At 71.7% G+C, this 22,474-nt stretch carries 21 protein-coding genes; 10 read left to right on the top strand and 11 right to left on the bottom strand.

The annotated features are described in order from the left end of the window. Nucleotides 1-17: 17 nt before the first annotated feature. Nucleotides 18-587: a WHG domain-containing protein gene (locus tag ABZU43_RS15670; RefSeq protein ID WP_355007206.1), complete on the bottom strand. Its 570-nt coding sequence runs from the start codon at nt 585-587 to the stop codon at nt 18-20. Between ABZU43_RS15670 and ABZU43_RS15665 the strand changes: the two genes are divergently transcribed. Further along, a complete protein-coding gene (locus tag ABZU43_RS15665; RefSeq protein WP_355007205.1) occupies nt 586-1,134 on the top strand; it encodes an FBP domain-containing protein in 549 nt (182 codons plus the stop codon). The genes ABZU43_RS15670 and ABZU43_RS15665 overlap by 2 nt on opposite strands. Nucleotides 1,135-1,194: 60 nt before the next feature. Here ABZU43_RS15665 and ABZU43_RS15660 read toward each other — a convergent pair whose 3' ends face one another. After that, nucleotides 1,195-1,728 carry a GNAT family protein gene (locus ABZU43_RS15660; RefSeq protein ID WP_355007204.1) on the bottom strand — a complete coding sequence of 178 codons (534 nt, stop codon included), beginning with the start codon at nt 1,726-1,728 and terminating at the stop codon, nt 1,195-1,197. Between the two features lie 157 nt (nt 1,729-1,885). On the opposite strand from ABZU43_RS15660, the gene ABZU43_RS15655 reads away from it, so the two are divergent. The 3 genes from ABZU43_RS15655 (at nt 1,886) to ABZU43_RS15645 (ending at nt 5,282) form a co-directional block, all read left to right on the top strand. After that, entirely contained in the window at nt 1,886-2,368 is a 483-nt protein-coding gene (locus tag ABZU43_RS15655; RefSeq protein WP_355007203.1) for a MarR family transcriptional regulator, read from the top strand. A gap of 10 nt (nt 2,369-2,378) precedes the next feature. Further along, nucleotides 2,379-3,365 (top strand): pirin family protein, encoded by a 987-nt coding sequence (locus tag ABZU43_RS15650; RefSeq protein WP_355007202.1) that lies wholly within the window; start codon nt 2,379-2,381, stop codon nt 3,363-3,365. A gap of 327 nt (nt 3,366-3,692) precedes the next feature. Further along, nucleotides 3,693-5,282: a phospholipase D-like domain-containing protein gene (locus ABZU43_RS15645; protein WP_355007201.1), complete on the top strand. Its 1,590-nt coding sequence runs from the start codon at nt 3,693-3,695 to the stop codon at nt 5,280-5,282. Here ABZU43_RS15645 and ABZU43_RS15640 read toward each other — a convergent pair. Further along, complete coding sequence (locus tag ABZU43_RS15640; RefSeq protein WP_355007200.1) at nt 5,231-5,980, bottom strand: hypothetical protein; 750 nt, start codon at nt 5,978-5,980, stop codon at nt 5,231-5,233. The genes ABZU43_RS15645 and ABZU43_RS15640 overlap by 52 nt on opposite strands. A gap of 376 nt (nt 5,981-6,356) precedes the next feature. Between ABZU43_RS15640 and ABZU43_RS15635 the strand changes: the two genes are divergently transcribed. Next, nucleotides 6,357-7,181, top strand: a complete 825-nt coding sequence (locus ABZU43_RS15635) for a SigB/SigF/SigG family RNA polymerase sigma factor (RefSeq protein ID WP_355007199.1) — start codon at nt 6,357-6,359, stop codon at nt 7,179-7,181. 131 nt (nt 7,182-7,312) lie between these two features. Here ABZU43_RS15635 and ABZU43_RS15630 read toward each other — a convergent pair whose 3' ends face one another. The 3 genes from ABZU43_RS15630 to ABZU43_RS15620 are packed head-to-tail and all read right to left on the bottom strand — an operon-like array spanning nt 7,313 to nt 10,084. Next, the gene (locus ABZU43_RS15630; RefSeq protein ID WP_355007198.1) at nt 7,313-7,903 is read right to left on the bottom strand and encodes a GNAT family N-acetyltransferase; all 591 of its coding nucleotides are present in this window, start codon (nt 7,901-7,903) and stop codon (nt 7,313-7,315) included. Beyond that, on the bottom strand, nt 7,900-9,408 hold the full coding sequence (locus tag ABZU43_RS15625) for an APC family permease (RefSeq protein WP_355007197.1): 1,509 nt from the start codon (nt 9,406-9,408) through the stop codon (nt 7,900-7,902). The genes ABZU43_RS15630 and ABZU43_RS15625 overlap by 4 nt, the downstream gene beginning before the upstream one ends. A 49-nt stretch (nt 9,409-9,457) precedes the next feature. Next, complete coding sequence (locus ABZU43_RS15620; RefSeq protein WP_355007196.1) at nt 9,458-10,084, bottom strand: GPP34 family phosphoprotein; 627 nt, start codon at nt 10,082-10,084, stop codon at nt 9,458-9,460. A 182-nt stretch (nt 10,085-10,266) separates the two neighbouring features. On the opposite strand from ABZU43_RS15620, the gene ABZU43_RS15615 reads away from it, so the two are divergent. The 3 genes from ABZU43_RS15615 to hrpB are packed head-to-tail and all read left to right on the top strand — an operon-like array spanning nt 10,267 to nt 13,902. After that, nucleotides 10,267-11,091, top strand: a complete 825-nt coding sequence (locus ABZU43_RS15615) for a helix-turn-helix transcriptional regulator (protein WP_355007325.1) — start codon at nt 10,267-10,269, stop codon at nt 11,089-11,091. A gap of 41 nt (nt 11,092-11,132) precedes the next feature. Then, nucleotides 11,133-11,333, top strand: a complete 201-nt coding sequence (locus tag ABZU43_RS15610; protein WP_355007195.1) for a DUF397 domain-containing protein — start codon at nt 11,133-11,135, stop codon at nt 11,331-11,333. Nucleotides 11,334-11,361: 28 nt separating this feature from the next. Beyond that, nucleotides 11,362-13,902, top strand: coding sequence for an ATP-dependent helicase HrpB (gene hrpB, locus ABZU43_RS15605; RefSeq protein ID WP_355007194.1), 2,541 nt, complete (start codon nt 11,362-11,364; stop codon nt 13,900-13,902). A gap of 8 nt (nt 13,903-13,910) precedes the next feature. Here hrpB and ABZU43_RS15600 read toward each other — a convergent pair whose 3' ends face one another. Beyond that, nucleotides 13,911-14,636, bottom strand: coding sequence for a protein phosphatase 2C domain-containing protein (locus tag ABZU43_RS15600; protein ID WP_355007193.1), 726 nt, complete (start codon nt 14,634-14,636; stop codon nt 13,911-13,913). Between the two features lie 271 nt (nt 14,637-14,907). Here ABZU43_RS15600 and ABZU43_RS15595 point away from each other — a divergent pair, with 271 nt between their 5' ends. Continuing rightward, nucleotides 14,908-17,517 (top strand): glycoside hydrolase family 9 protein, encoded by a 2,610-nt coding sequence (locus ABZU43_RS15595; RefSeq protein ID WP_355007192.1) that lies wholly within the window; start codon nt 14,908-14,910, stop codon nt 17,515-17,517. 139 nt (nt 17,518-17,656) lie between these two features. Here ABZU43_RS15595 and ABZU43_RS15590 read toward each other — a convergent pair whose 3' ends face one another. Continuing rightward, a complete protein-coding gene (locus ABZU43_RS15590) occupies nt 17,657-18,313 on the bottom strand; it encodes an HAD family hydrolase (RefSeq protein ID WP_355007191.1) in 657 nt (218 codons plus the stop codon). A 245-nt stretch (nt 18,314-18,558) separates the two neighbouring features. On the opposite strand from ABZU43_RS15590, the gene ABZU43_RS15585 reads away from it, so the two are divergent. Beyond that, nucleotides 18,559-19,533: a hypothetical protein gene (locus tag ABZU43_RS15585; protein ID WP_355007190.1), complete on the top strand. Its 975-nt coding sequence runs from the start codon at nt 18,559-18,561 to the stop codon at nt 19,531-19,533. Between the two features lie 74 nt (nt 19,534-19,607). Here ABZU43_RS15585 and ABZU43_RS15580 read toward each other — a convergent pair whose 3' ends face one another. Genes ABZU43_RS15580 through ABZU43_RS15570 form a run of 3 tightly spaced genes read right to left on the bottom strand, consistent with a single transcriptional unit; the run spans nt 19,608 to nt 22,437 of the window. After that, on the bottom strand, nt 19,608-19,865 hold the full coding sequence (locus tag ABZU43_RS15580) for a UBP-type zinc finger domain-containing protein (RefSeq protein WP_091401591.1): 258 nt from the start codon (nt 19,863-19,865) through the stop codon (nt 19,608-19,610). Further along, on the bottom strand, nt 19,862-21,433 hold the full coding sequence (locus ABZU43_RS15575; protein WP_355007189.1) for a Na+/H+ antiporter: 1,572 nt from the start codon (nt 21,431-21,433) through the stop codon (nt 19,862-19,864). Before ABZU43_RS15575 ends, ABZU43_RS15580 begins: the two co-directional genes overlap by 4 nt. 38 nt (nt 21,434-21,471) lie before the next feature. Continuing rightward, nucleotides 21,472-22,437: a TIGR03885 family FMN-dependent LLM class oxidoreductase gene (locus ABZU43_RS15570; RefSeq protein ID WP_355007188.1), complete on the bottom strand. Its 966-nt coding sequence runs from the start codon at nt 22,435-22,437 to the stop codon at nt 21,472-21,474. Between the last annotated feature and the right edge of the window lie 37 nt (nt 22,438-22,474).

Below are 22,474 nucleotides of genomic sequence, written 5' to 3'. Positions count from 1 at the left end.
GCCCGCCCGCTCGGCCGTCAGCGCGACGGCCAGTTGGTGAGGACGGCGTCGAGGGCGTCCAGGGTGCGCGACCAGGAGTCGTCGGTGGGGCGCGGGGTGTGCCGGAAGCCGCCGGTCTTCTCCAGGCTGACGAACCCGTGGAACGTGCTGTGCATCATCCGCACCGCGTCGGTCTGGTCCGGCTCGGAGAGCTGGTAGCCGCGCAGGATCGCCCGGGTCATCTCGGCGTGCCGGACGCCCGCGCTCGTGGCGGCCGTCTCCGGGTCGAGGTCGATCTGCATGGCCGCGTATCGGCCCGGGTGCTCTCGCGCGTAGTCGCGGTACGCGTTGGCGAACGCGACGAGCGCGTCCTTGCTGGCCCGGCCGGCGAGCGCGGCGGCGACCCGGTCGGCCAGCTCCGCCAGCGCCAGCAGGGCCATTCTCACCCGTAGTTCGTGCGCGTTCTTGAGGTGGAAGTACAGGCTGGCGTCCTTCACCCCGAAGTGGCGTGCGAGGGCGGCGACTGTGACGTTCTCCAGGCCCACCTCGTCGGCCAGCTCGGCCGCGGCCAGCGTCAGACGTTCGGCGGTCACCCCGGCACGTGCCATGCAGCACTCCCAACCTATCCCCAATAATCACTTGCCTAGGAGAGCTAGGCTACTACCTATGTTGGTCCTGACCGAATCCGTCATCCGCGCGTCCTTCGTCAATTGCAGTCGAGGCGAGGCGAAGCGGCTGACCGTACCTAACGATCTTGAAATGCGTCCGTGGGACGACCTCGACTTCCTCGGCTGGCGGGACCCGTCCGCGCCGCAGCGGGCCTACCTGGTCGCCGAGATTGACGGCAAGCTGGCCGGGGTGGTGCTGCGGGCCGCGACGCACCAGACGGGGCGCGTGCGGCACAGCATGTGCTCGTTCTGCCTGACCACACACCTGGGCGGAAGCGTCTCGTTGATGACCGCCCCCAAGGCCGGCCCGAGCGGGCGGCAGGGCGACTCCGTGGGCACCTACCTCTGCTCCGACCTGGCCTGCTCGCTGTACCTGCGGGGCAGGAAGCACGCCGGGCCTCCCGCGCCCGAGCCGCTGCCCCTGCCGGAGAGGATCGACCGCGTCAGGAGCGCCCTCGCGACGTTCCTCCGCAAGGTCACCGAGTGACGGGTCGAGGCGAACGGCGCGGCCGGGGCTGAAGCGAGTTCGGACCCGGCCCGCCTGCGGTCAGCGGTCGGTGGCCAGGCGGGCGTGCAGGTGCTCGTCGTAGCGGCGGCCGTCGCCGTAGCGGTACGACTCGCGCAGGGTGCCCTCGGGCGGGTAGCCGGCACGCTCGGCGACCCGGCAGGACGCCGGATTGGCCGCCGCGTGACACAACTCCACCCGGTGCAGCCCGAGATCCGCGAACGCCCACTCGGTGAGCCGGACGACGGCGCGCACCGCCACCCCACGCCCCCGCGCCGCGGGCACCGTCCAGTAGCCGATGGACGCTTCGTCGTGCTGGATGTGATGAAGCGACACCGAGCCGAGCAGTTCGCCGTCGGCCGCCGCGGTGACCGCCATCGAGGCGTGGCCGCCGGTGGACCAGTCGGCCCGGCGACGCACCCAGAGCAGTGCGACCTCGTCGTCGATCGGGCCGCCAGCCTGCGGGTTCCACTGGGCGATCGCCGGGTCCCGGAGGGCGTCGCGAACCGCCGGGGCGTCCTCGTCCCGCCATGGGCGCAGCAACAGGTCGGCGGCGGAGAGTTCCACGTGTTCCACGAGGCCGGAGTCTGGCACAACCGACGGCCTGGGCGCCGCTCGTTTCACGCGGCTTTATTTCAAAGCTGCATGAACTGACGGTCAGCACCCGTGGAAGTGAGCCAAGTAACGCTCAAACGATGTTATTCAAATTTGAAAGAGTGCTACCGTCATGGGCATGACCGAGAGCCTGGACAGCACCCGAGAGGCCGCCTGGCGCGCCTACATCGAGGCCAGCCAGCGTCTCTACACGCAGTTGGAAGAGGATCTGCGGGTCGCCAGCGATCTCAGCTTCGCCGACTACCACGTGCTGGTCCTGCTCTCCGAGGCACCCGGGCAGCGGCTACGGATGGGCGAGCTGGCCAGCCGGCTGATCTTCTCGCCCAGCCGCCTCACCTATCAGGTCTCCTCCATGCAGCGTCGTGGCCTGGTCAGCAAGGAGCCCTGCCCGGACGACCGGCGCGGCAGCGAGGCGGTCCTCACCGCCGCCGGGCTGCTCGCCCTGCGAGAAGCCGCACCCCACCATCTGGCGTCGGTGCGTACCCATCTCATGGACGACCTCGACGATGCCGAGGTCGCCTGCCTCACCCGGGTCTTCGACCGGCTCGGCGAGCGCCTGCGGGCATCGCGGGCCAGCTCGACCACCCCCGCCTCACGCTAGGAGCCTCGACATGCCCGCGATCACCGTCGACAACGTTCTCGTCCTTCCCCGCCTGCCCCAGCTCGACGAGGCCACCACGATCCGTCCGGTCCGCACGGTGACCACGGCGCCCAGCGGCTTCGAGGGTGAGGGCTTCCCGGTCCGTCGCGCCTTCGCCGGGGTGTCGACCACCGACCTGGACCCGTTCATCCACCTCGACCAGATGGGCGAGGTCGACTACGCGCCGGGCGAGCCCAAGGGCACCCCGTGGCACCCGCACCGCGGCTTCGAGACCGTCACGTACATCATCGACGGCGTCTTCGACCACCAGGACTCCAACGGCGGTGGCGGCACCATCACCGACGGCGACACCCAGTGGATGACGGCGGGCAGCGGCCTGCTGCACATCGAGGCACCGCCGGAGCACCTGGTGGTGAGCGGCGGGCTCTTCCACGGCACCCAACTGTGGGTCAACCTGCCCCGCTCGGCCAAGATGAACCCGCCCCGCTACCAGGACATCCGGGGTCGAGAGTCAGCGCTGCTCACCACGCCCGACGGCGGCGCGCTGATCCGGGTCATCGCCGGCGAGGTCGCCGGGCACCGCGGCCCGGGTTCGACCTTCACCCCGATCACCATCACGCACGTCACAGTGCAGCCGGGCGCGCAGGTCGACCTGCCCTGGCGGCCCGACTTCAACGCCCTGGTGTACGTGCTGGGCGGTCGCGGCACGGTCGGCACCGACCGGCGGCCGGTGCGTACCGGCCAGCTCGCTGTGCACGGCCCGGGTGACGCGCTGCGGTTCAGCGCCGACACCTCGCAGGACAGCAACACGCCGGCACTGGACCTCTACATCATGGGTGGTCAGCCGATCCGGGAGCCGGTGGCACAGTACGGCCCGTTCGTGATGAACACCCGGGACGAACTGCTAAAGGCGTTCGAGGACTTCCAGGCCGGCCGCCTCGGCGTCATCCCCACCGAGCGGCTCCCGCACACCGGCGGCCAGGGCACCCGGCCCTGACCACCGTCGACCGCTGAGGTCGGCGCCGACGCCTCCGGTTCAGCCCGGCGGCGTCGGCGCCACCTCAGGAGACCGCAAATATCCCGGCAACGCCCAGAATCACCATCACCAACACCGCTACCAGCGCGCCCCGCTCGCTCTCCACCGCCGGCTCGCGGTTCTCGGTCACGGGATTCGTCGTGTCGCGGGGCATGGTGTGGCCTCCTCGGCTGTTGTCGCGTCGCTGTCGATGGCGTTGGCCAGGTCACCGCTACGGCGGCCTGACGTGCGGACCCGCGTCGGGGGTCCTACGGTGAGGACGTTGCCGACCTCCAGGGGGGCTGGACGGTGCCGTTGCAGGACTGGTTCCTCACTGCTGAGGAACGCGCCAACCCGGTGTCTGGCATACCCGTGTGGACCACGGGAAACCTCGCCGAGCCGTTGATTCACGGTGCGGCGTACTTCGACCGACTGGTCGACGAGGTCGAGGCCCTGGGCGCCGGCGACCACCTGTTCTTCACCGACTGGCGGGGTGACCCGGACCAGCGGCTGCGACCGGACGGTCCGACAGTGGCCCAGCTCTTCGCGCAGGCCGCGCAGCGCGGTGTGGTGGTCAAGGGGTTGATCTGGCGCTCGCACCTCGACGTGCTGGCGTACAGCGAGGCGGAGAACCGCGACCTCAGCGAGACGATCTCGGCCGCCGGTGGCGAGGTACTTCTGGACCAACGGGTCCGGCGCGGCGGCTCGCACCACCAGAAGCTCGTGGTGCTGCGGCACCTGGACGCACCCGAGCGGGACGTCGCCTTCGCCGGCGGGATCGACCTGTGCCACAGCCGCCGCGACGACGCCGCGCACCACGGCGATCCGCAGCCGGTGCAGATGTCCCCCCGGTACGGACCCAATCCGCCCTGGCACGACGTACAGCTCGCGGTGCGCGGTCCGGTGGTCGGCGCGTTGGACACCCTGTTCCGGGAACGCTGGACCGACCCGATGCCGCTGGACTCGGAGAACCCGATGGCCTACCTGCGGGACCGGCTGCGCGGCTCGGATCTGCGCCCCGACCCGCTGCCCGAGCAACCGGCCGATCCGCCGGCCTGTGGTCCGCACCAGATCCAGGTGCTGCGCACCTACCCCGCCGTCCGTCCGCGCTACTCGTTCGCACCGGACGGGGAGCGGACCGTGGCCCGGGGTTACACCAAGGCGGTACGCCGGGCCCGCCGGCTGATCTACCTGGAGGATCAGTACCTCTGGTCGGCCGAGGTCGCGGACCTGTTCGCGCACGCGCTGCGGGACAATCCGGACCTGCACCTGGTCGCCGTCGTCCCCCGCCACCCGGACGTGGACGGCAAGCTGGCGTTGCCGCCGAACATGGTGGGGCGCGAGCAGGCGCTGTCACTGTGTGAGCGGGCCGCACCGGACCGGGTGCACGTGTTCGACGTGGAGAACCACGCCGGTGACCCGGTCTACGTGCACGCCAAGGTCTGCGTGATCGACGACGTCTGGGCCAGCGTGGGCAGCGACAATTTCAACCGGCGGTCCTGGACGCACGACAGCGAGTTGTCCTGCGCGGTGCTCGACGAGACACCGGACCAGCGGGAGCCCACCGACCCGGCCGGGCGGGGTGACGGCGCGCGCAGCTTCGCCCGGGACCTGCGACTGCGGTTGTGGCGCGAGCACCTGGACCGTGACCCGGACGGCGCGGACGACGCCGACCTGCTCGACCCGGCGGACGCCGTCGCGGCCGTCACGGCCGCCGCCGACGCGCTACAAGGGTGGTACGACGACGGCCAGGTCGGCGAACGCCCACCAGGGCGGCTGCGCCCGCACCGCCCCGAGCGGCTGCCGTGGTACACGCGGGCCTGGGCGCTGCCGGTGTACCGGCTGGTCTACGACCCGGACGGCAGGCCACTGCGGGCGAGGCTGGCCGGCACCTGGTGAAACGGTCGGGCCGGCTCCGGCGCGGCCACCGCGTGCACGTGCAGCCCGCCCGGGTAGGCGAACGACGAGCGTGGTGAGTAGTAGCCGAAGCCGATGGTCAGTGGGTTGTCCGGGCGCAGCGCGTACATCGGGTGGCCGGGCTGGAGGAACTCCACCGACTCGATCTCGAACGGGGCGACCGGCTCGGCGACGAACGGGTAGGCCGAGCTGACCAGCTGACCGTTGCGCCGGGTGAAGTAGCGGTGGTGCCCACTGCTGATCGCGTGCCCGGTCTCCCCCACCCGACACCGGGCCCGGATCAACGGCGTGCCGTCGATCTCCGTCTCGGAGAGCAGTTCCTCGCCGGTCACGTCGATGTGGGTGCGCCCGGCGAGCACCGGGGCGCCGCGAGCGACGGCGTACTCACGGACCCTCCGGCTGGAGGCCACGTAGTGGGTCCACCAGCCGCCGGCGTTGAGGCCGCCGGGCGCGTCGACGCCCAGCAGCGAGACGCCGAGGTAGGTCAGCGAGTAGGCGCCGAAGCCGGAGGTCTGCGTCTCGTCGTCGACGACGTACTGGTTGAGGAAGACCTGCCGGTCGGGGCGGGGGCAGAGCCCCGGAGGGACCAGCGCGGCGACCGCGTCAGGATCGGCCGGCAGCCAGCTGAAGTAGAGGGTGCGACTGTTCACGACAAGCTGGGGAGCGGCTGGATCGAGCACGGTGCCTCCGAACCGGGTGTGTACACGCGACGCTACGGCCGGTCCCACCAGCGGGACAAGGACGGATAGCCGACACTCCCGGCGACTTGTCGGGTTTCCTGTTGACCAGCCGACGCGACCCGTGGGCCGATCGGCCGGACCGATCGACCGACCGGTCAACGGTCCACAGCCGGAACAACGGGTAAGGATCCTCACAAGCACTCTAACTTCCGCACTGTTTGCCCGTTTTGTCACTGGACACACCTTAAGTACATCAACCTTTCGGCTAGATTTCCGGGAGCCGATCAGGTTAAGGTGACTCCCGAACGGCCTATTGGAAGTTAAACCAAAGCGTCACACCTTTTTGTCCGCGGACGAGGTGCAGGGAGGACCACCCATGACCGCGCCAACGATCACCGAGCAGCCGAGCGCCGCCGTCAAGACCACCACCAAGCTCGACCCGCGCGCTCTCACCGACAGCGCTGCCGACCTGCTCAACGCGATGGCGGCGCTGCCCGCCAACCACCCGTCGCGCGCCGCCCTGCGGGACCGGGCGATCGAGGCCTGGCTGCCGCTCGCCAACCACCTGGCCCACCGCTACAGCGGGCGCGGCGAGCCGAACGACGACCTGGCGCAGACCGCCGCGATCGGCCTGATCAAGGCCATCGACAAGTTCGACCCCGAGCGCGGTGTCGACTTCGCCGGTTACGCGATCCCCACCATCATCGGCGAGCTCAAGCGGCACTTCCGGGACCGCACCTGGGACATCCGGGTGCCCCGCCGGCTCCAGGAGCTGCGGCTGGCCATCTCCGACGCCAACAGCTCGCTCCTGCAGACCCTCGGCCGCTCGCCGACGGTCGCCGACATCGCCGCGCACCTCAAGCTCACCGAGGAAGAGGTGCTGGAAGGCCTGGAAGGCGCCCGCGCGTACAACGCGGTGTCGCTGTCCACCCCGACCGGTGACGGCGAGCGCGCCACCGAGCTTGGCGACATGCTCGGCGGCGAGGACACCGAGTTCGAGCTGGCGGAGCTGCGGGTCGCCCTCGGCCCGGCGCTGGCCACCCTCGACGAGCGCGAGCAGAAGATCCTCACGCTGCGCTTCTACGGCAACCTGACCCAGTCGCAGATCGCCGACCAGATCGGTGTCTCGCAGATGCACGTCTCGCGGCTGCTGACCCGGGCGCTGACCAAGCTGCGCGGCCAGCTCGACGGCACCTACTGACCCTTTGACGAGTGGAGGGCCGGGTCCCAAGGACCCGGCCCTCCGCTCTGTCCGCGCTGTCACGTGAGCGTGACAGCGCGACCACAGGACGTGCTGGTCAGTCGACCTGACCAACTCGGTGCCCGACCGGCTCAGTGCCCGACCGGCTCCCGCCACATCGGCCAGAACGGCGTGCCGTCGGGCACCCGGAACGGCTCGCCCGCCAGATAGCCGTGCTTCGCGTACAGGTCCCGGCCGCGCGGGCTGCTCGCTTCCAGGTACGCCGGCATCCCGTTGGCGTCCAGCCAGGCGTGGTGGTGGCGCATCAGCGCGCTCCCCAACCCCTGCCCCTGCCGGTCGGGCCGGGTCGCCAGGAAGGCGAGGTGGTGGTGGTCCGGGTGTGGGTGGTGCGCCGCGAACAGCTCGTCGAGGTGCTGGAACCGGTCGGTCCACTCGCCGCAGGCGGCGGCCAGTCGGGCGTCGTACTCCGCCGGCGGCGGCGCCGGCTCACCGACGGACGGAAACCAGACCGCCACCGAGGCCCGGTCCTCGGTGGCGTGGACCATGCCGTGCCGCATCGCGTGCTCGACCAGGATCTCGAAGTCCCCGGCCAGCACGGCCTCCCGCTTGCTCGCGTCGGGGACCAGCCAGTACGTCACCTCCAGGACGGTGAACGCCTCGGCGATCCGAGCAGCCACGAGGGTGGTCTCCTCCGGCCCGAGTTGCTCGATGACCACGCTCATCGGGTCACCTCCACGGCCGGAGCCTCTGGCTTGACGGCGGCCGCGGCGCTCGCCGCGCCCAGGCCGATCCGGGCGTACGTGTCCGGGCGGCTGCTGCGCAGCAGCAGGGCCCAGCCGACGCCCAGCAGAGCGGCCACCGGGTACGCGGCCGGCAGCGCCCAGCGCAGCGTCGAGTCCGGCGCGACGCCGAGCAGGTTGGCGAAGTTCGACACGGCCAACCAGATGATCACGAAGAGCGCGATGGTGGCCAGGCCGGGGGCGATGGCCCGTCGCCAGAGGTTCTCGCCGCTGGCGGAGCGGGCGAAGTAGGCGATCACCGCCACCGAGGTGGTGGCGATCAGCAGCAGGACGCCGAAGCCACCGGTGGTGCCGACCCAGAAGAACAGCTTCACCACCGGCTCCCAGCCGTTGACCGCGTACAGCGCGATGACGAGCAGCCCGAGGACGCTCTGCGCCACCGAGGCTGCCCGCGGCGCCCCGGTACGGGCCGAGGTCTTCCCGAACACCGCCGGCAGCACCCGCTCCCGACCGAGCGCGAAGGTGTACCGGGCCGTGGTGTTGTGGAACGAGATCATCGCGGCGAGCACCGAGGTCAGGAAGAGCACCTGCCCGATGGTGACCATCGTGTCGCCGAGCTGCGCGCCGGCCAGGTTGAAGATCAGCTCGACGCCCTGCGCGCCGGCCTCGGCCACGATCTTGTCCTGCCCGACGGCGACCGTCATGGTCCAGGAGGACAGCGCGTACAGCCCGGCGATGATCGCCACCGAGAGGTAGGTGGCCAGCGGCACCGTCCGCTTCGGGTCCTTGCTCTCCTCGCTGAAGACCACCGCCGACTCGAAGCCGACGAAGCCGAGGACGGCCAGCACCAGCACCGCGCCGAGGCCCGACACGAAGAGGTTGTCCGGCGAGAACGAGGCGAAGCTGACCTGACCGTCGGCCGGGTTGCCCAGCTGCCCCAGGTCGAAGACGAGGACGACCACGACCTCGGCGACCAGCAACGCGGCCAGGACCTTGCCGTTGAGGTCGACCCGGAGCAGGCCCAGTACGCCGACCAACGCCCACGCCACCAGGGCCACGACGGCCCAGTGCGGGTGCCCGCCGAAGAGCCGGTCGAGCACCGGCTCGGCCGCCGCACCGATGGTGCCGTACAGCCCGACCTGGAGCGCGTTGTACGCGATCAGCGCGACCCAGGCCGCGCCGACGCCGGCCGGTCGGCCGAGCCCCCGGGAGATGTAGGCGTAGAAGGCGCCCGCGTTCTCCACCCGGCGGGACATCGCCACGTAGCCCACCGAGAAGAGGGCGAGGACCGCGGCGATCAACAGGAAGGCCAGCGGGATTCCGGTCACCCCGATGACGCCGTAGCCGGTGGTGACGACGCCTGCCACCACTGTCAACGGCGCGGCGGCGGAGAGGACGAAGAAGATGACCGACGGGATGCCGAGGCGACCTCGGGCCAGGGCTTCGGAGACGTTGCTGGGTCGTTCGACTGTCGATGTCGGGGGCATACGACTACTCCGATCGTCGAGGGGAGGGTTGGGGGTTACCGGAGGGGGATCAGGGGATGCCGCGCAGCACGGCGGCGCCGACGGCGGCCTCGGTGTGCCCGACGAGTTCCTTGAGCGGGGCCGGCAGCGCGGGGATGAGGACGTTCAGCCGGTGGTGCGCCCGAGGGCCGGCGCTCCACAGCACCTCGCGGGTCAGCCCGGCGGCCACGACCAGGCCGAGCAGCAGGGCGTCCGGCACGCCCGGTGGTTCCGGCCGATCCAGCAGGGCCCGGAGGCGGGTGGCCGGCCAGGCCACCGCGTTGAGGTCGATCGGCAGGTAGCTGACCGTGGTACGCAGCAGTCGGCGGCTCTCCTGGCGGCGCAGCACCCCGGCGCGGGCGAGCCGTTCTCCCACCGACGCCGTGGCGCTCTGTGCCAGGAAACTGAGCCAGGTGCGCAGCTCCCGGTGTTGGGACTCGCCGATCAACTGGTCCAGCACCGTGTGCGCCAGGGCGTCGGCCGGCGGACGCCTGTCGATGACGGTGACCTGGCCGGCCACGACTGTTATGTGTCCGTAGAGGATCAGCTCGCCGAGGAGCCCGCCGGCCAGCCCGAGCCCGGTCGCCGCAGGGTGCAGTTTCGCCTTACCACGACTGTCGTTGTGGGCGATCAGGAAAAACTCGTCGGCGATGAGCAACGATCCTCCCGACAGGCGTGTCCACAGTGTTCGCAACCGGGAAAGGATGCACCGACAGCTACTGCAACGCAACTCCCAGATTTGAAAGTTGCACTCCGTGCATCTGCGACCTGCGGATCTTGTCGTGGCAGACTCGGACGGTGACCGCCACCCCCACCGTCCGACCCGCCGCCAGCCCGACCGTGCGGCGTCGCCGCATCGCCCGGGAGCTCCGCCAGCTACGGGAACGTGCGGGCATGACCCTCGATGTGGCCGCCCGTCAGCTCGACATGTCGAAGAGCAACCTCTCCCGGATCGAGACCGCGCAGATCGGCATCAAACCGCGCGACGTCCGGGCCGCTCTCGCGCTGTACCAGGTGACCGGTTCGGATGCCGAGGCGCTGATCGAGATCGCCCGGGGGGCACAGCAGCGCGGCTGGTGGCAGAACTACAGCGACGTGCTCCCCGAGTGGTTCGAGTTCTACGTCGGGCTGGAGGCCGAGGCGGCGGCGCTGCGCACGTACGAGGCCGAGTCGGTGCCCGGACTGCTGCAGACCGAGGCGTACGCCCGGGAGATCTTCCGGCGCACCGCCGGCGAGGACGGTCTGGAGCGCAAGGTCGCCGCCCGGCTGCGCCGGCAGGAGGTGCTGCGCCGCGAGGACCCGGTCGCTCTTTCGGTGATCCTCAACGAGGCGGTGCTCCTGCGCCCGGTCGGCGGCACCGCGGTGATGGCCGAGCAACTGATCCACATGAGCCGGATCGCGCAGCTACCCAACGTGACAATCCAGGTACTGCCCTTCACCGCTGGCGGGCATCCCGCGATGAGCACCCCGTACGTGATCCTCAACTTCGCCGATGCCGCCGACGCGTCAGTGGTTTACCTGGATAACCTCACGATGGGGCTGGCTCTGGAAGAAGCCGATCATGTGCTCGGGTATAGCCTTCTGCACGAGGAGCTGTGCCGGATGGCGCTCGATCCGACGGCGTCGTTGACCCGTCTTGAGCATGCTTCTCGTAACTTTGCGTGACCGCTTCTGCGGCACGCCGACGCAGACGAGAGGTACCGCGGATGACGGCGTACGACCTGACCCGAGCGGACTGGCGCACCAGCACGCGCAGCAGCGGCAACGGCAACTGCGTGGAGGTCGCGACAGTCGCGGGTCAGGTCGCCGTCCGGGACAGCAAGGACCGCTCCGGCCCGGTGCTCGCCTTCGGCGCGACGGCCTGGCGGGCCTTCGTGCTCGGCGTCGGCGAGGTCCGTCGCTCCTGACGCACCCGTCCCGGTGCGAGACTGGGCCGTGCTCTCCGACGTAACCCTTGACCTGCCGGTCCGCCCGGTGCTGCCGGCGCTGGTCGCGGCACTCGACGCGGCCGGCGCCGGTGTGCTCGTGGCTCCACCGGGCACCGGCAAGACCACCCTCGCGCCGCTGGCCGTGGCCGACCGGGTGACCGGTCGGGTGGTGATCGCCCAACCCCGTCGGGTGGCGGCCCGTGCCGCTGCCCGGCGCATGGCCGAGCTGCTCGGCGAACGGGTCGGTGAGCGGGTCGGCTACGCGGTACGTGGCGAGCGCCGGGTCAGCCCGGCCACCCGGATCGAGGTGGTCACCACCGGCCTGCTGGTCCGCCGGCTGCACCACGACCCGGAGCTGCCCGGCACGGGTGCCGTGCTGCTCGACGAGTGCCACGAACGCCAACTCGACGCCGACCTCGCGCTGGCCTTCACAGTGGAGGCGCGCGCCACCCTCCGGCCGGACCTGTGGCTGCTGGCGATGTCGGCGACGCCGGACACCGACCGGTTCGCCGCGCTGCTGGGCGGGCCCACTCCGGCACCTGTGGTGCGGGCCGACTCGGCGTTGCACCCGGTTGAACGGATCTGGGTGCCCCCGGCGCGCCCGATCGCCCCGCCCGGGGCTGGGCCGGTGGACCGGGCCCTGCTCGACCACGTGGCCGCCACCGTCCGGCGGGCGCTGCGCGAGCACGACGGCGACGTGCTCGTCTTCCTGCCCGGGGCCGGCGAGATCGCCGCGGTCACGGGCCGGCTGGCCGACCTGCGGGACGCTGTCGCGCTGCTGCCGCTGCACGGCCGTCAACGCGGCGCCGAGCAGGACGCCGCGCTGCGTCGCGGGGACCGACGGCGGGTGGTGCTGGCCACCGCGCTGGCTGAGACCAGTCTGACCGTCCCGGGTGTGCGGATCGTGGTGGACGCCGGGCTGTCCCGGGTGCCCCGGATCGACCTGGCCCGTGGGCTGGGCGCGCTGGTCACCGTGCCGGTCTCCCGCGCCGCCGCCACGCAGCGCGCCGGCCGGGCCGGCCGGGAGGCCCCCGGGTACGTCTACCGCTGCTGGTCGGCGGCGACCCACGAGCGGCTGCCCGCCCGCGCCGAGCCGGAGATCGCCACCGCCGACCTGACCGGCTTCGCGTTGGAGCTGGCCGCCTGGGGCCGACCGGACGGTGTAGGGCTCGCGTTGCCCGACGCGCCGCCGGCCGCCGCGATGACGGTGGCCCGGGACACCCTGGAAACCCTGGGCGCTGTCGACGTCGACGGTCGGATCACGACGCGGGGGCGGTCGATCGCCGCGGCCGGGGCGCACCCACGACTGGCCCGGGCGCTGCTCGACGGCGCCGGCCGGGTCGGCGCCGACCGGGCCGCCGAGGTGGTCGCCCTGCTCGCCGATGAGGGCGCCGCCGGCCCCGGTGACGATCTGGTCGCCGGTTGGCGTCGGCTGCGCACCGGCGTGGACGCGGGCGCGACCGCCCGTTGGCGCACCGAGGTACGCCGGCTGCGGGCCGCGCTGCCTGCCGACGCCCCGCCGAAGGGCCGCGCCGACGCCACCGGCCGCACCGGCCCGGGTGGACTGAGCGACGATCTCGCCGCCGGGCTGCTCGTCGGTCTGGCGTACCCGGAACGGTTGGCCCGGGTGCGGCGGCCGGGCGGCTCGGCGTACCTGATGACCGGCGGGACCGCCGCGGAGCTGGCCGCCGGCTCGGGGCTGGCCGGGTCCGACTGGCTGGCGGTGGCGGTCGCGGACCGCACGCCCGGCGCGCCGTCGGCCCGCATCCGCCGGGCCTCCCCGGTGGACGAGGCGACGGCCCGGGAGGCGGCTGGTCCGCTGCTGCGCACCGGCCGCGAGGTCGGCTGGTCGGACGGGGACGTGGTGGCCCGGGAGGTGACCCGGCTGGGCGCGATCGAGCTGGTCCAGCGACGCCTGGACCGGCCGGACCGGGCGGAGGTGGCCGCCGCGCTGCTGACCGGCCTGCGCCAGGACGGGCTGGGGCTGTTGCCCTGGACGCCGGCGGCTCGGGCGCTGCGCGAGCGGCTCGCGTTCCTCCGGCACCACCTGGGCGAGCCGTGGCCGGAGGTTGGCGACGACTCGTTGCTCGACGCCGCGCCGACCTGGCTGGGCCCGGAGCTGGCCGCCGCGCGACGCCGGACCGACCTGGCGCGAGTGGACGTACCGTCGGCGCTGCGTCGGCTGCTGCCCTGGGCGCAGGCCGCACGCCTCGACGAGCTGGCTCCGGAGCGGATCGAGGTGCCGAGTGGTTCTCGAATCCGGCTGGACTACGGCGACCCCGCCGCGCCGGTGCTCGCCGTGAAGCTCCAGGAGACGTTCGGCTGGCCGGCGGCCCCCCGCATCGCCGACGGTCGGGTGCCGGTGCTGCTGCACCTGCTCTCCCCCGCCGGCCGGCCGGTGGCGGTCACCGCCGACCTGGCGTCGTTCTGGCGTACCGGCTATCCGCAGGTCCGCTCCGAGCTGCGCGGGCGCTATCCCCGGCACCCGTGGCCGGAGGATCCGGGAACGGCCACACCCACCCGGCACGCCACGCCGCGTCGGCGCTGAGCGGCGGTCTACTCCTCGACGACGTCGGCCACCACGACTGTGACGTTGTCCGGCGCGCCGGCGTGCAGGGCGAGGTCGATCAGCTTGGCGGCGCAGGCGTCCCGGTCCGGATAGCCGCTGAGCACCTCGGTGAGGGTGTCCGGGCGAACCACGTTGGAGAGGCCGTCGCTGCACAGCAGCCACCGGTCGCCGGCCCGGGGCACCATCGTCGCGTACGACGGGGAGACCTCCTCACCCTGCAACGCCTGGGTGACCACGGCCCGGCGCGGGTGGCTGCTGGCCTGGTCGGCGGTGATCACACCCTGATCCACAAGCATCTGGACGAAGGTGTCGTCCCGGGTGACCTGCTTGAGCACGCCCTCGCGGAACAGATAGGCCCGGGAGTCGCCGACGTGCGCGAGCGCCAGACAGCTGCCGGTACGGGCGAAGAGCAGGGCGGTCAGCGTGGTGCCCATGCCCTGGCGCTCGGGATCCTCGGCGACCGCCTGTCGGATCCGCGAGGTGGCCAGCGCGATGCCGCCCTCGAGCGCAGCCACCAGGGCGTCCTCGGGTGTCTCGAGGTCCAGCGGGGCGACCGCGTCGATGGTGAGGGCGCTGGCCAGGTCGCCGGCGGCCATTCCGCCCATGCCGTCGGCGACGGCGACGAGCCAGGTGCCGGCGTGCAGGGCGTCCTGGTTTCCGCTGCGGATCAGCCCACGGTCGCTCGTTCCCACGGAACGCAGCTTCAGGGTCATGGGTGGCAGCCTGCCAGGCGAAGGGCGCAGTTGTCTCTAGGAGATCAGGACGACGGCGCGTGGCGCGGCCAATCTCACGTCCGGAGGGCGGCGCGTCGGGGGCGCCGCTCGGGCTGGCCGCCCACGTCGGATGCTGAAACCCATCCAACCAGATCAATTGACAGGGCGTGCTGGCACTGGAAACATCGAGCAGACACCTGGGAGCGCTCCCAGCGTCTTCCCAGCTCCTTGCTACCACCACTGTCCCACTTCCCGTCCCGGAAGGACTCCCGTGACGCCATCCCGACGCCGCCTCCTACTGGCTGCGGCGACCACCCTGGCCCTCACCGGCGCGGGCGCCGGCGCGGCCCACGCCGACCCACCACCGGACGCCCCCGAGCAGATCGACAACGGCGACTTCAGCGAGGGCGTGAGCCCCTGGTTCTCCTTCGGCACCGGCGCGCTGGCAGTCACCGACGGCCAGCTCTGCACCACTGTCGCGGGCGGGCTGGCCAACCCGTGGGACGCCGGCATCGGCCAGGACGGCGTGCCGCTGATCGCCGGCGCCGAATACACCCTCGGCTTCGCGGTCTCCGCCACTCCCGGCGCCGCGGTCAAGGCCGTGTTGCAACTTGGCAGCGCCCCGTACACCACGTACGCGGCAGTGGACGCCGCCGCCACCGGCACCCTCCAGCGGGTCGAGCAGACCTTCACCGTCCCGGACGACAACTCCAACGCTCAACTGATCTTCCAGGTCGGTGGCGCCGCCCAGGCGCAGACCATCTGCCTGGACGACGTCTCGCTGCGCGGCGGCGAGCCGCCCGAGCCGTACGTGCCGGACACCGGGCCACGGGTGCGCGTCAACCAGGTCGGCTACCTGCCCGGTGGCCCGAAGAACGCCACTGTCGTCACCGAGGCCACCACGGCGCTGCCCTGGCAGCTGCGCAACGCCACCGGAACCGTCGTGGCCAGTGGCACCACCACCGCTCGCGGCGTCGACGCCGCCTCCGGGCAGAACGTGCAGACTGTCGACTTCTCCAGCTACCGCACCCCTGGCACCGGGCTCACGCTCAGCGTCGACGGGGAGACCAGCCACCCGTTCGACATCTCCGGCGCCCTCTACGACCAGCTGCGCTCCGACTCGTTGCAGTTCTTCTACGCCCAGCGCAGCGGCATCGCCATCGACGGTGACCTGATCGGCGACGAGTACGCCCGGCCCGCCGGCCACCTCGGCGTCGCACCCAACCAGGGCGACACCAACGTGCCCTGCCAGCCGGGTGTCTGCGACTACTCCCTGGACGTGCGCGGCGGCTGGTACGACGCCGGCGACCACGGCAAGTACGTGGTCAACGGCGGCATCGCCACCTACCAGTTGTTGAACACCTTCGAGCGGACCAAGACGGCGGCCACCGCCAGCGGCGGCGCCGAACTCGCCGACAGCACACTGCGGGTGCCGGAGCGCGGCAACGCCGTGCCGGACATCCTCGACGAGGCCCGCTGGGAGCTGGAGTTCCTGCTGCGCATGCAGGTGCCCGCCGGCAAGCCGCTCGCCGGCATGGTCCACCACAAGATCCACGATCAGAACTGGACCGGGCTGCCGCTGTCGCCGCAGGACGACCCGCAGCCTCGCGAGCTGCACCCGCCGTCGACCGCGGCCACCCTCAACATGGCCGCCACCGCGGCCCAGTGCGCCCGACTCTTCGCCCCCTACGACGCGGCGTTCGCGACCCGCTGCGGCACTGCCGCGAAGACCGCCTACGCCGCGGCCAAGGCCCACCCGGCGGTGTACGCCAGCCCGACCGACGGCACCGGCGGCGGCGCGTACGACGACAGCAACGTCACCGACGAGTTCTACTGGGCGGCAGCCGAGCTGTACCTGACCACCGGGGCGCAGAACTACCTGGCCGACCTGACCGCCTCACCGCACCACACCGGTAACGTGTTCGACGCCCGGGGCTTCGGCTGGCAGAGCGTGGCCGCGCTGGGCCGCCTCGACCTGGCCACCGTGCCGAACGGACTGCCCGCCGCCGATCTGGCCCGGGTCCGCGCCTCGGTCACCGCCGCCGCCGACACGTACCTCGCCGAGCTGCGCCGGCAGGCGTACGGGCTGCCGATGCCCGGAGACGCCAACAGCTACTTCTGGGGCGGCAACAGCAACGTCATCAACAACGCGGTGGTGCTGGCCACGGCCTTCGACCTGACCCGCAACGTCGCCTACCGGGACGGGGCCGTGCAGGCGATGGACTACATCCTCGGTCGCAACGCCCTGAACATCTCCTACGTCACCGGGTGGGGAGAGCACGCCGCGGAGAACCAGCACAGCCGGATCTTCGGCCACCAGCTCGACCCGAGCCTTCCCCGACCGCCCGCCGGCTCCCTCGCCGGTGGCCCGAACGCGGCCCTGCAGGACCCGTTCGTGGCACAGTTGCTGGCCGGCTGCGAGCCGATGTTCTGCTACGTCGACGACATCAACTCGTACTCGACGAACGAGGTGGCGATCAACTGGAACTCGGCGCTGACCTGGATCGCCTCGTTCCTGGCCGACCAGGGTGACGCCGGCGCGGTGCCGGCCACCACCTGCACGGCGCGCTACACCAACTACGGCGCCTGGCAGGGCGGCACCGGGTTCACCGGGCAGCTGACCATCCAGAACACGGGCACCACCGCCGTCAACGGCTGGAGCGTGCGCTTCGCGTTCACCGGCGACCAGCGCGTACGCGAGGCGTGGCTGGCGAAGGTCACTCAGTCCGGCGCGACCGTGACCGCGCGCAACGAGTCGCACAACGCCAAGATCGCACCGGGTGGCTCAGTGATGTTCGGCTTCAACGCGACGACCACCGGGGGCGCCAACCCAAGCCCCGGCCTGGTGACCGTCAACGGGGCAGCCTGCTCGCTGAGCTGACCGACGTCCTGGTGGCCGCCCGGGGAAGGGCGGCCACCAGGACCGCACGTCTCGCGCGGCCGGCGGGTCAACCGCCGGCCGCGTTGTGCTCAGGGCCGGCGGGTCAACCGCCGGCCGCGTTGTGCTCAGGGCCGGCGGGTCAATGGCCGGCGGCGTTGTGCTCGGCCACCAGGCTCGGGAGTTCGTCGAGCGAGTCGATCCGGAACAGGCACCGCTCGGCCACCGTGGAGGCGTCGAGGATGTGCCCCCACGGACCGCGTCGGATCAGGCACGTCTTCATGCCCGCCTCCAGGGCCGGGCGCACGTCGTTGTCGGGCCGGTCGCCGACGTACAGGATCGACGACGCGACACCACCGCCCGCGGCGACGACCCGCTCGAAGAACACCGGTGACGGCTTCGCCACACCCCACCCGTGCGACGTACCGATCACGTCCACCGGAAGCTCGAGATCGCGCAGGGTCGCCTCCGCGTGAGCCGGCTGGTTACCGGCCAGGCCCACGAACAGGCCCTGGTCCTTCAGGGACTTCAGGCATCCCCGCGCGTCCGGGTAGAGGTCCTCCTCGACGAACGACTCCGGCTGGCCGGCCGCCGCCCGACGCTCCAGCTCGATGGCGAGATCGAAGTCGGGCCGGAAGACCCGGAACGTCTCCTGATAGTCCAGACCCCGGGCGATCACCGCACCGAAGACCGCCGAGAAGGTGTGCCGGGGCACGCCGAGCCAGTCGGCCCATGCAGCGAACTCGTGGGACTCGTCGAGAATCGTCCCACCGACATCGAAGATGACAGTGTCAATCATGTCCGTCCCCCGTCGACGCTCACATTGTCGGTGAAGCATAGGCGGGGGTACGCGCAGCCGGCGGGCTTGGATGATCACTTGATGTGTGGCCTGCACAGCGGTGGCGGTGTGGCGCTCCGCAGGACAGTTCGGGGCACGCCGGGAGGGTGTCTGCGGCCGGCGCTGTCGAGCTGATGACGTGGACGAATCACGGCACGCGGCAAAACCGGTGGATCGGACGCCGCCGAGTGAGCCATGGTGACGCCATGGATGGCAGCGGTCTGGTTGACGACGATCTGGCTGGCGGTGGAGCGGCCGGTGGTGATCTGGCCGGTGGTGATCTGACTGGCGCGGAGCGTCGGGTGTGGGCGGCGATGCCGCCCGGGTCCCGCAGCGCATTGTCCGGGCTTTCCGGCGCGGACCTGCGCAGTCTGCTGTTGAGCGTGGCCCGCGACCGGGCGGCGACAGCGCGCCCGTCCGAAGTGGTACGACGGTGGCGCGAGGACCGCTTCGTCCGCCCGGCCCGCGCCGACCCGCGCGCGCTCGCGCGGGTGGAGGCCCGCATGTGGCAACTGCTGCCCGCCGACGTCGCCGGGGTGGAACTGTCGCCGGTCGTACCGGTCGGCGCCTGCTCGGCTGTCGCACCGGTCAGCCAGAACAGGATCGTCACCACGATGCGCGCCAGCGAGGTGCTGAGCGATCCCACAAACGCCCTCGCCATCGAGGCGGCCGTACGTCGCCGTCGACAGAGCGAGGTGCACCTGGCCGCCGCCCACCGGGTGTTGCGGGCGCAGGATTTCGGCAGCGCCGCGTCGGCGCACTTCCGGCTCTTCGCCCTGGTGTCCAGCGCCCGGGACACCGGCTCGGGCGACACGCAGGCCCGGCTGCTGGTCCGGCACCTCACCTACTGGCAGACCGTCCTCGCCGAGCTGGCACCGGCCGCCGCGCCTCAACTGCACATCACCACGTTCGACAACGAGACCGTCCGGGAGCGGCTGGCCGACACGGTCCGACCGGCACTCGACGCAGGTGTGGTGCCGCTCGTGGACGAACCGGAGCGGTCTCGCGGTCGCGGCTACTACACGGGCTGCGCCCTGCGGGTCACCGTCCTGAACGGCAGCCTGGAGCTCGGCGACGGCGGCCTCACCGACTGGACCGCCCGGCTGAGCGGTGACGCGAAGGAACGCTGCCTCGTCTCGTGCCTCGCCACCGAACGTCTCGTCGACGTCATCAGCCGCTGAACCCGGCCTGACGACGACCGGCCTGACGACGACCCCCCCGCCCACCGTGCCGGCCGTCGGCCGACGGCCGACGGTCAGCCGATCTCCTCGTCGACGAAGCACCAGCGCCAGGCCTCGCCCGGCTGCGCCGAGCGGATCACCGGGTGGCCGGTGGACGCGAAGTGCTTGCTCGCGTGCTGGTTCGGCGACGAGTCACAGCAGCCGACCTGCCCGCAGCTCAGGCAGGTGCGCAGGTGCACCCAGTAGGTGTCGCCGATGGCGACGCAGTCCGCGCACTCGTCGGGGGTACGCGGCTCGGCGGCACCGGCCTCGGTCAGGTGCTGACAGCTCACTTCTCAACCTCTCGCAGCAACGACTCTTCCAGGTCCAGGTCACGGTAGGCCTGCACCAACACTTCCTCAGGAATCCGACCGGAGTCGCGGGCCGCCCGGAACACGTCCCGCTCGGCGTCGATCATCTCCTGCCGCAGCCGACCGTACGCCTGCGACGGGGTCTCCCGCTCGTTGCCGCCGAGTCGTTCCCACGCCATGTTGGTGCGGTCCGCCACCGCTCGGCGTAGCCGGTCCACCACCGCATCCGGTGCGCCGTCGGCCAACTCGTCGAGGCGGTCCTGAGCGGCCTTGCTGGCCTGCTGCTGCACGGCGGCCGCGGATAGCGCGTCCTGCACCGCGTCGTCCGGTGGCAGCTTCAACCGGCGGGCGACCAGCGGCAGGGTGGCGCCCTGGCCGACCAGGGTGAAAACGATCACGGCGAAGGCCAACCAGATCAACAACGCCCTGGGGTACGGCTTGTCGTCGGCCAGGGTCAGCGGCAGTGCCAGCGCGGCGGCCAGGGTCACCACGCCCCGCATGCCGGCCCAGCCGATGATGATCGGGAACTTCGGTGACGGCCGGGCGTCACGGCGGCGCACCCGGGGGACCAACCGGGCCAGGTAGGTGGCCGGGAAGAGCCAGACGAACCGGGTCAGGAAGACGGTGGCGAGCACCGCGAGGGTGATCAGGATGAGCGAGCCGATCGGCTCGTCGAGGTCGTGCAACACCTCCCGCAGTTGCAGCCCGACCAGGAGGAAGACCAGGCCCTCCAGCAGGAAACGGACCAGCCGCCAGAACGCGCCGATCTGCAACCGGGACGCCGCCGACAGCAGCTGGGGCAGCTTGTGCCCGAGCACCAGGCCGGTGACGACAACGGCGACCACACCGGAGGCGTGCAGGTGTTCGGCGGTGAACACCACAGCGAACGGAATGATCAACGACAGTGCGTTGTCCAGCAGCGGGTCGGTGATCCGCCGATGCAGGAAGCCGAACACCAGCGCCCCGAGCGCCCCGATCAGGATGCCGCCGCCGGTGGACCGCAGCACCTCGATGGCGATCTTGTCGGCGCCGACGGCCGAGCCGACGGTGGCCATCGTCGCGACCCGCAGCAGCACGAGCGCTGTCGCGTCGTTGACCAGGCTCTCGCCCTCCAGAATGGTGACGACCTGGCGGGGCAGCCCGACCCGACGGGCGACGGCCGTGGCGGCCACGGCGTCCGGTGGGGCGACCACCGCGCCGAGGGCGAGGCAGATCGCGAGCGGCAGCTGCGGCAACAGCAGGTGCAGCACCAACCCGACCACGAACGCGGTGAACAACACCAGGCCGACCGCGAGCAGCAGGATCGGCCGGATGTTGTTTTTGAACGCCGGCACCGAGGTCTCCAGCGCGGCCACGTAGAGCAGCGGCGGCAGGATGCCGACCAGCACCAACTCCGGCTCGAGGTGCACCTGCGGGAAGCCCGGCACGAACGAGAGCGCCAGGCCGAGGACGACCAGCACGATCGGCGCGAGCAGGCCGAGCCGGCGGGCCAACGCGGCGCCCAGGGTGGCGATCGCCAGGAAGACGACGACCGGAAACAGGCTTTCCATGGGGTACGAGCCTAGGGGTACGCCGGTTCCGGCCTCGATCAGCCGCCCGGGCGCAACTTCGGCAGCACCTCCGCGCCGAACGCGTCGATGAAGCCGCGCTGCTCCTGCCCGACGTGGTGCAGGGCGATCTGGTCGAAGCCGAGCTGCGCGTACTCCTCCAGCCAGCCGACGTGCCGACCCAGGTCCGCCGACACGTTCACCACTTCAGCGACCCGCTGCGCCGGCACGTCGGCGGAGACCACGTCGAAGTGTTCGACGGTCTCCAGGTCCCAGCAGACCGGCGGGGCGAAGACGTTGCTGCGCCACTGGTCGTACGCGAGCGCCTCGGCCTGGGCCTGCTCGGGCGCCCAGGAGACGTGCACCTGGAGGTGCAGCGGCCCCCGCCCACCCGCGTCCCGGTACGCGTCGATCATCTCGCGCAGGTGCTCCACCGGGGCGTTCACGGTGATCAGCCCGTCCGCCCATTCGGCGCACCAGCGGGCGGTGGCCACGCTGACGGCGGCGCCGACCAGCGCGGGCGGCTGCTCGGGGCGGGTCCACAGCTTGGCGCGGTCCACCCGGACCAGGCCGTCGTGGCTGACCTCCTCGCCGGCCAGCAGGGCCCGGATCACGTCGACGCACTCCCGCAGCCGGGCGGCGCGCACGTCCTTGCGGGGCCACGGGTCACCGGTGATGTGCTCGTTGCTGGCCTCGCCGGTGCCCAGGGCCGCCCAGAACCGGCCCGGGTACATCGCGCCGAGGGTGCCGATGGCCTGCGCAATGATCGCCGGGTGGTACCGCTGGCCGGGCGCGTTGACCACGCCGAACGGCATGCCGGTGGCCTGCAACGCCGAGCCCAGCCAGGACCAGGCGAAGCCGGACTCGCCCTGCCGGGAGCTCCACGGGGAGAAGTGGTCGGAGCACATGGCGGCGTCGAAGCCCGCCCGCTCGGCGTGCATCACCGCCTCCAGGAGGGCGCGCGGACCGATCTGCTCATGCGAGGCGTGAAAGCCGAACGACGTCATGGGCACACCTCCTACCCACGTCCGCGTCGCCTGATGC

The sequence above is a fragment of the Micromonospora sp. NPDC005205 genome (assembly GCF_040608275.1).
GTDB lineage: Bacteria > Actinomycetota > Actinomycetes > Mycobacteriales > Micromonosporaceae > Micromonospora.
The sequence above is the reverse complement of the archived record's forward strand: the minus strand, read 5'-3'. Positions and strand labels throughout refer to the sequence as shown.